The 6,996-nt window shown below is 72.6% G+C and carries 5 protein-coding genes; 3 read left to right on the top strand and 2 right to left on the bottom strand.

The window, feature by feature from the left end:
- The 3 genes from G6W55_RS25880 to glgB form a co-directional block, all read left to right on the top strand.
- The coding region (locus G6W55_RS25880; protein ID WP_175523220.1) for an alpha-glucosidase C-terminal domain-containing protein at positions 1-445 on the top strand (445 nt) is incomplete at its 5' end.
- 87 nt (positions 446-532) lie between these two features.
- Positions 533-1,900 (top strand): phosphotransferase, encoded by a 1,368-nt coding sequence (locus G6W55_RS25875; RefSeq protein WP_175523219.1) that lies wholly within the window; start codon positions 533-535, stop codon positions 1,898-1,900.
- 13 nt (positions 1,901-1,913) lie between these two features.
- Entirely contained in the window at positions 1,914-4,262 is a 2,349-nt protein-coding gene (gene glgB, locus G6W55_RS25870) for a 1,4-alpha-glucan branching enzyme (RefSeq protein ID WP_175523218.1), read from the top strand.
- A gap of 17 nt (positions 4,263-4,279) precedes the next feature.
- On the opposite strand, the gene G6W55_RS25865 is transcribed toward glgB, so the two are convergent.
- Positions 4,280-6,541 (bottom strand): UvrD-helicase domain-containing protein, encoded by a 2,262-nt coding sequence (locus G6W55_RS25865; RefSeq protein WP_217687361.1) that lies wholly within the window; start codon positions 6,539-6,541, stop codon positions 4,280-4,282.
- Positions 6,542-6,676: 135 nt separating this feature from the next.
- Entirely contained in the window at positions 6,677-6,991 is a 315-nt protein-coding gene (locus G6W55_RS25860; protein ID WP_175523222.1) for a co-chaperone YbbN, read from the bottom strand.
- Positions 6,992-6,996: the final 5 nt, after the last annotated feature.

The following is a 6,996-nucleotide window of genomic DNA, read 5'->3' as shown; positions in this document are numbered from 1 at the left end:
CCCCGACCGCAACGCCGGCTTCTCCTCCTGCGACCCCGGACGCCTCTTCCTCCCCACGATCATGGACCCCGTCTACGGCTACCAGGTCACCAACGTCGAGGCGTCCATGTCGTCGCCGTCGTCGCTGCTCCACTGGACCCGCCGGATGATCGAGATCCGCAAGCAGAACCCGGCGTTCGGACTGGGGACGTACACGGAACTCCCGTCCTCGAACCCGGCCGTCCTCGCGTTCCTGCGCGAGTACGAGGACGACCTCGTGCTGTGCGTGCACAACTTCTCCCGCTTCGCACAGCCCACGGAGCTGGACCTGAGCCGCTTCAAGGGGCGCTACCCGGTCGAACTCTTCGGCGGGGTGCGCTTCCCGGCGGTCGGCGACCTGCCGTACCTGCTCACCCTCGCGGGGCACGGCTTCTACTGGTTCCGCCTCCGCCGGGACACCGTCTAGAACCCGCGGCGGGGCGGTTTCCCCCGCCCCGCCCGGGGCACGCATCAGTAACACCCCGACCCCCCGCGGGGAAAGGAATGTGACGCCATGGCGGACACGGTCACCCGTTCCGGCACGACAAGTCCAGGTCTCCTCGCGTCACTGGACCCGCTGCTGCGGGAGTGGCTGCCACGGCAGCGGTGGTTCGCCGGGAAGGGGCGGCCGGTCACCGGGTTCTCGCTGGTCACGGTCACCGAGCTGCTGCCGCCGCCGGGCCGGCTCGGGCTGTACCACCTGCTGGTGCGGGCGCATCAGCCGGGCAGCGCGGGCGACTGCTACCAGCTCCTGATCGGCGTCCGGGAGGCGCTGCCGCCCCGGCTCGCGCCCGCGCTGATCGGCCATGTGACGTCCGGCCCGCTGACCGGGCGCACGGTCTACGACGCCCTGTACGACACCCGGCCCGCCGAACTGCTCCTGGAGGCGCTGCGCACCCGGGCCCGGATCGGCGCCCTGCGCTGCGACCGGGACCCCGGTCAGGAGATCCGGGCCGGGCTCGTCCCGCGTCTGATGACGGCCGAGCAGTCCAACTCCTCCCTGGTCTATGGAGATACGTTCATCCTGAAGCTGCTGCGCCGGGTCGTGCCCGGCGTCAACCCCGATCTGGAACTGCCGCTGGCGCTGGCCCGCGAGGGCTGCCCCCGGGTGCCGGCGCCGACGGCGTGGATGCACGCGGACGTCGACGACGACACGTACGTGGTCGGGGTGCTCCAGCCGTTCGTGCAGGGGGCGACGGACGGCTGGGAGCTGGCGCTGCGGGAGCTGGCCAAGGGCGAGGACTTCGTCGCGGAGGCGCGGGCGCTGGGGCGGGCCACCGCCGAGGTGCACGGGGCGCTGGCCCGGGCGCTGCCCACGGCGACGCTCGGCACCGCGCAGATACAGCCCCTGGTGGACGGCATGGTCGTACGCCTGGACGCGGCGGCGCGGGCGGTGCCGGCGCTGCGGCCGTACGCGCCCGCCCTGCGTACCGCCTTCTCGGCGCTGGCGGATCTCGCGGCGGAGGGGCACACCTGGACCGCGCAGCGGGTGCACGGCGATCTGCATCTCGGGCAGTGCCTGCGGGCGCCGTCCGGGCGGTGGTCGCTGATCGACTTCGAGGGGGAGCCGGCCCGCCCGCTGGCCGAGCGCCGGATGCCGCAGTCGGCCGTGCGGGACGTGGCGGGCATGCTGCGTTCCTTCGACTACGCGGCCTCCTGCGCCGATCCGCCGGTCCCCGGCTGGGCGCACGCCTGCCGGTCGGCGTACTGCGCCGGGTACGCCGAGGTGTCCGGCACCGACCCGCGCACCGACCCCGTGCTGCTGCGGGCCCTGGAGACCGACAAGGCGGTCTACGAGGTGGTCTACGAGGCCCGGCACCGGCCCGACTGGCTCTCCGTACCGCTGTCCGCGATACACCGGCTCGCAGCCGACCTGCCCTGAGGAGGCCCCGTACGTGACTCCCCCGAAGAAGAAGGCCGGAGCGAAAAAGTCCGGGGCCGAGAAGGCCGCGGCGAAGAAGGGCGCCGTGAAGAAGGCCGCGGTGAAGAAGAAGCAGGCCGGGGTGGAGAAGGCCCCCGCCGTGCCGGTGCCCGTCGAGCCCGTCCCGGCCGTCCCCTTCTCGCCCGCCCTCGGCGCCGGTGACCGTGAGCGGCTGCTGCACGGTACCCATCACGATCCGCACGGGGTGCTCGGGGCGCATCCGGTGCCGGGCGGGGTGGTGTTCCGGGCGCTGCGGCCCTTCGCGCGGTCGGTGACGGTCGTGGCGGAGGGGCTGCGGGCCGAGCTGCACGACGACGGCGACGGCTTCTTCTCCGCGCTGCTGCCGCTCACGGACGTCCCGGCCTACCGGCTCCTGGTGGCCTACGAGGACACCACCGTGGAGACCGAGGACGCGTACCGCTTCCTGCCCACGCTCGGCGACCTGGACCTGCATCTGATCGGCGAGGGCCGGCACGAGGAGCTGTGGACGGTGCTCGGCGCGCACCCGGCGACCCACCAGGGCGTGAGCGGCACCGGGTTCTCCGTGTGGGCGCCGAACGCGCTCGGGGTGCGGGTGGCGGGGTCGTTCAACTTCTGGGACGGCACCGGGTTCCCGATGCGCTCGCTCGGGTCGTCCGGCGTCTGGGAGCTGTTCGTGCCCGGGGTCGGCGACGGGGAGCTGTACAAGTTCGACATAGCCCGGCCCGACGGTACGCACACCCTGCGCGCCGATCCGCTGGCCCGCCGCACCGAGGTGCCGCCGGCCACGTCGTCGATCGTGCACACCTCGCGCTACGAGTGGGGCGACGCCGAGTGGCTGGACCGCCGTGCCGAAACGCCGGTGCACGAGGCGCCGTTCTCCGTCTACGAGGTACATCTGCCTTCCTGGCGGCCCGGGTTGACGTATCGTCAGCTCGCCGAGCAGTTGCCCGCGTACGTCCGGGACCTCGGGTTCACGCATGTGGAGCTGATGCCGGTCGCGGAGCATCCGTTCGGGGGGTCCTGGGGCTATCAGGTCACCGGTTTCTACGCGCCGACGGCCCGGCTGGGCACCCCGGACGACTTCAAGTTCCTGGTGGACGCGCTGCACCGGGCCGGGATCGGGGTCCTGATGGACTGGGTGCCGGCGCATTTCCCGCGCGACGCGTGGGCGCTGGCGGAGTTCGACGGGCGGCCGCTGTACGAGCACGAGGATCCGCTGCGGGCGGCCCATCCCGACTGGGGGACGCTGGAGTTCGACTTCGGGCGGCGCGAGGTGCGCAACTTCCTGGTGGCCAACGCGGTGTACTGGTGCGAGGAGTTCCACATCGACGGGCTGCGGGTGGACGCCGTCGCCTCCATGCTCTACCTCGACTACTCGCGCGAGCCGGGGCAGTGGACGCCGAACGAGCACGGCGGGCGGGAGAACCTGGACGCGGTCGCCTTCCTCCAGGAGATGAACGCCACCGTGTACCGGCGCTGCCCGGGCGTGGTGACGGTCGCGGAGGAGTCGACGGCCTGGGACGGCGTCACCCGGGCCACCCATCACCGGGGCCCGAGCGGTTTCGGCGGGCTGGGTTTCGGGCTGAAGTGGAACATGGGCTGGATGCACGACTCGCTCCAGTACATGAGCCACGAGCCGGTGCACCGCAAGCACCACCACCACGAGATGACGTTCTCGATGGTGTACGCGTACAGCGAGAACTACGTGCTGCCCATCTCCCACGACGAAGTGGTGCACGGGAAACGGTCGTTGGTGTCGAAGATGCCCGGCGACTGGTGGCAGCAGCGCGCGAACCTGCGCGCCTACCTGGCCTTCATGTGGGCCCACCCGGGCAAGCAACTCCTCTTCATGGGGCAGGAGTTCGCGCAGGGCGCGGAGTGGTCGGAGGCGCACGGCCCGGACTGGTGGCTGCTGGATCCCGCGTACCCGGCGGAGCCGGACCACCGCGGGGTGCGGGACCTGGTGCGCGACCTCAACGCCGGGTACCGGTCGGCGCCCGCGCTCTGGCAGCTCGACACCGACCCGGCCGGGTTCCAGTGGGTGGTCGGGGACGCCGCCGAGGACGACGTCTTCGCCTTCCTGCGCCACGACGCCGACGGCACCCCGCTGCTGTGCGTGGCGAACCTCTCCCCCGTGGTCCGCCACGACTACCGCGTCGGCGTCCCCGACGACGTCCCCGCCTGGCACGAGAGCCTCAACACCGACGCCGAGCGGTACGGCGGCAGCGGGGTCGCCCACCCGGACCCGCTCAAACCGGAGCCACAGGGGTGGCACGGCCGCCCGGCGTCGATCCGACTGGCCCTGCCCCCACTCGCGACCCTCTGGCTGCGCCCGGCCTGACGAACACCTCCGGCACCTCAGCCCAGGGCCGCCGCCAGCGCCGTCGGCAGCGCCTTGTGGTGCACCACGCCGAGCCGCTGGGTGGCCCGGGTGAGGGCGACGTACAGATCGCTGGTGCCGTAGTCGGCCGGCTCCACCACGAGCACCGAGTCGAACTCCAGGCCCTTGGACTGGCGCGGGTCGAGGAGGACGACCGTCCGGGTCAGGTCCGGCTCGGCGCCCGCCGTCACCCCGTCCAGCCGGGCGGCCAGCCGCCGGTGCAGGGCGCGCGGGGCGATGACGGCGAGCCGGCCCTCCTCGGGGGTCAGCTCCCCGACGGCGGCGGCGACCGCCTCGGGCAGGTCCTCGGCGGCACGCGCCCAGGGCCGTACGCCCGTGGAGCGCACCGATGCCGGGGGTTCGAAGTCCGGGTGTTCGGCGCGGACGACGGCCGCCGCGATCTCCATGATCTCCGCGGGGGTGCGGTAGTTGACGCCGAGGCGGGTGTGCTCCCAGCGGTCCTCGACGTAGGGGGCGAGGATGCCGGACCAGGAGCCGACGCCGGCCGCCTCGGCGGTCTGGGCGGGGTCGCCGACCAGGGTCATGGAACGGGTCGGGCTGCGCCGCATCAGCAGCCGCCAGGCCATCGGCGACAGCTCCTGCGCCTCGTCGACGACGATGTGGCCGAACGCCCAGGTGCGGTCGGCGGCGGCGCGTTCGGCGGCGCTGCGGTGGTCGTCCTCCTCGTGGCGCTCGGCGAAGCGTTCGGCGTCGATGATGTCGTGGGCCGACAGCACTTCGGAGCCGTCCGGGTCGCCGTCCTCCTTGTCCTCGAACTCGTAGGTCCGGGAGGCGTACGACACGTCGAGGACGCCCTGCGCGTAGGCGATCTGGGTCTCCCGTTCCCGTTCGGCGCGGATCCGGGCCGGCCGGTCGTCCTCGCCGAGGAGTTCGGCGGCCTCGTCCAGCAGCGGGACGTCCGCGACGGTCCACTCCCGGGTCACGGGGCGGCGGACGGCGGCCGCGTCGGTGTCGTCCAGATACGCCTCGGGTGCGGCGAGGAAGTCGGCGACCAGCCGCCGCGGGGTGATCCTCGGCCAGAGCCGGTCGATCGCGGACCAGACCTCGGGGTTCTCGGCCAGCTCGTCGCGGATCTGCGTGATGTCGCTGGGGTCGAGCAGGCTCGTGCCGTCGTAGGGGTCGGTCCCGACGCGCTCGGCGTACAGCTCGGTGAGCGTGTTGAGGATGTGCCCCTCGAAGTGCTCACGGGCCGCGTTGTGCGGGAGCTTCGCGGCGCGGGTGCGTTCGCGGGCGACGCCGACGAGACCGTCGTCCAGCATCAGCACCTCCCGGTCGTGCTCGATCGCGACCACCGGGTCGGGCAGCGCCTGCCGGTCGCGTACGACGGCGGCGAGGACGTCCGCCATGGCGGCGCGCCCCTTCACCGCGGCCGCCTCGGGGGTGTCCGCGGCCGTCGCCCGTACGCCGGGGAAGAGTTCGCCGACCGTGGCGAGCAGCACGCCGGTCTCGCCGAGCGCGGGCAGCACCTCGCCGATGTAGCCGAGGAAGGCGGGGTTGGGTCCGACGATCAGGACGGCCCGCTTGGCGAGCAGCTCGCGGTGCTCGTAGAGGAGGTAGGCGGCGCGGTGCAGGGCGACGGCGGTCTTGCCGGTGCCGGGGCCGCCCTCCACGACCAGGACGCCCCGGTGCGGGGCGCGGATGATCTCGTCCTGCTCGGCCTGGATGGTCTGCACGATGTCGCCCATGCGGCCGGTGCGCGCGGAGTTCAGCGCGGCCAGCAGCACGGCGTCGCCGGCCGGGTCCTCGTGGCCGGTGCGCTCCCGGTCGCCGAGGTCGAGGAACTCGTCGTGCAGGGCGGTGACCCGGCGGCCGTCGCTGCTGATGTGCCGGCGGCGGCGCAGCCCCATCGGGGTGTGGCCGGTCGCCAGATAGAAGGGGCGGGCGACGTCGGCCCGCCAGTCGATGAGGACCGGGGTGCGGTCGGCGTCGTCGCCGCGCAGCCCGATCCGGCCGATGTGGTGGCTGACGCCGGAGGCGAGGTCGATCCGGCCGAAGCACAGGGAGCCGTCCACCGCGTTCAGCGCGGCGAGCAGCCCCGAGCGCTCGGCGACCAGGATGTCCCGCTCCAGGCGGGCCTGCATGGGGGTGTCTCCCTGGGCGAGGGCGTCGGTGACGGCGGTCTCGGTGTCGCCGCGCAGGGCGTCCACGCGTGCGTACAGTCCGTCGACGAATTCCTGCTCGTGCCGCAATTCATCGTCCGGAAATTCGGTGTTTGACAATTCCACTCCCGCCCGGATATACTGTGCTCACTGAACTTCAACGCGTCTCGATATCGCCGAAGTCGCGAATCATCGAATATACGCAAAGAAATCCCCCGAGCGCAATTGCCCGGGGGATTTCTCCTGTTCAGGGGGTCAGAGCACGTCGGCCAGCTCCTCCAGCAGCCGTCGGCGCGGGCGGGCCCCGACCATCGCCTTCACCGGCTCGCCGTCGCGGAAGACCATGAAGGTCGGCATCGACAGCACCTTGTAGGCGTTGGTGGTCGCCGGATTGGTGTCCACGTTCAACTGCACCACCTTCAGCCGCTCGCCCTCCTCCGCCGCGAGCGCCTTCAGCACCGGCCCCATCTGCCGGCACGGCGGACACCAGTCGGCGGTGAACTCCACCAGCACCGGCAGCTCGGACCCGATCACCTCGGCCTCGAAGTCCGCGTCCGTCACGTCCCGCACCTCGG

Source organism: Streptomyces sp. CAI-85 (assembly GCF_013363615.1).
In the GTDB taxonomy this organism is placed as follows: Bacteria; Actinomycetota; Actinomycetes; order Streptomycetales; family Streptomycetaceae; genus Streptomyces; species Streptomyces antibioticus_B.
This window is presented reverse-complemented; position numbering and strand designations above follow the sequence as displayed.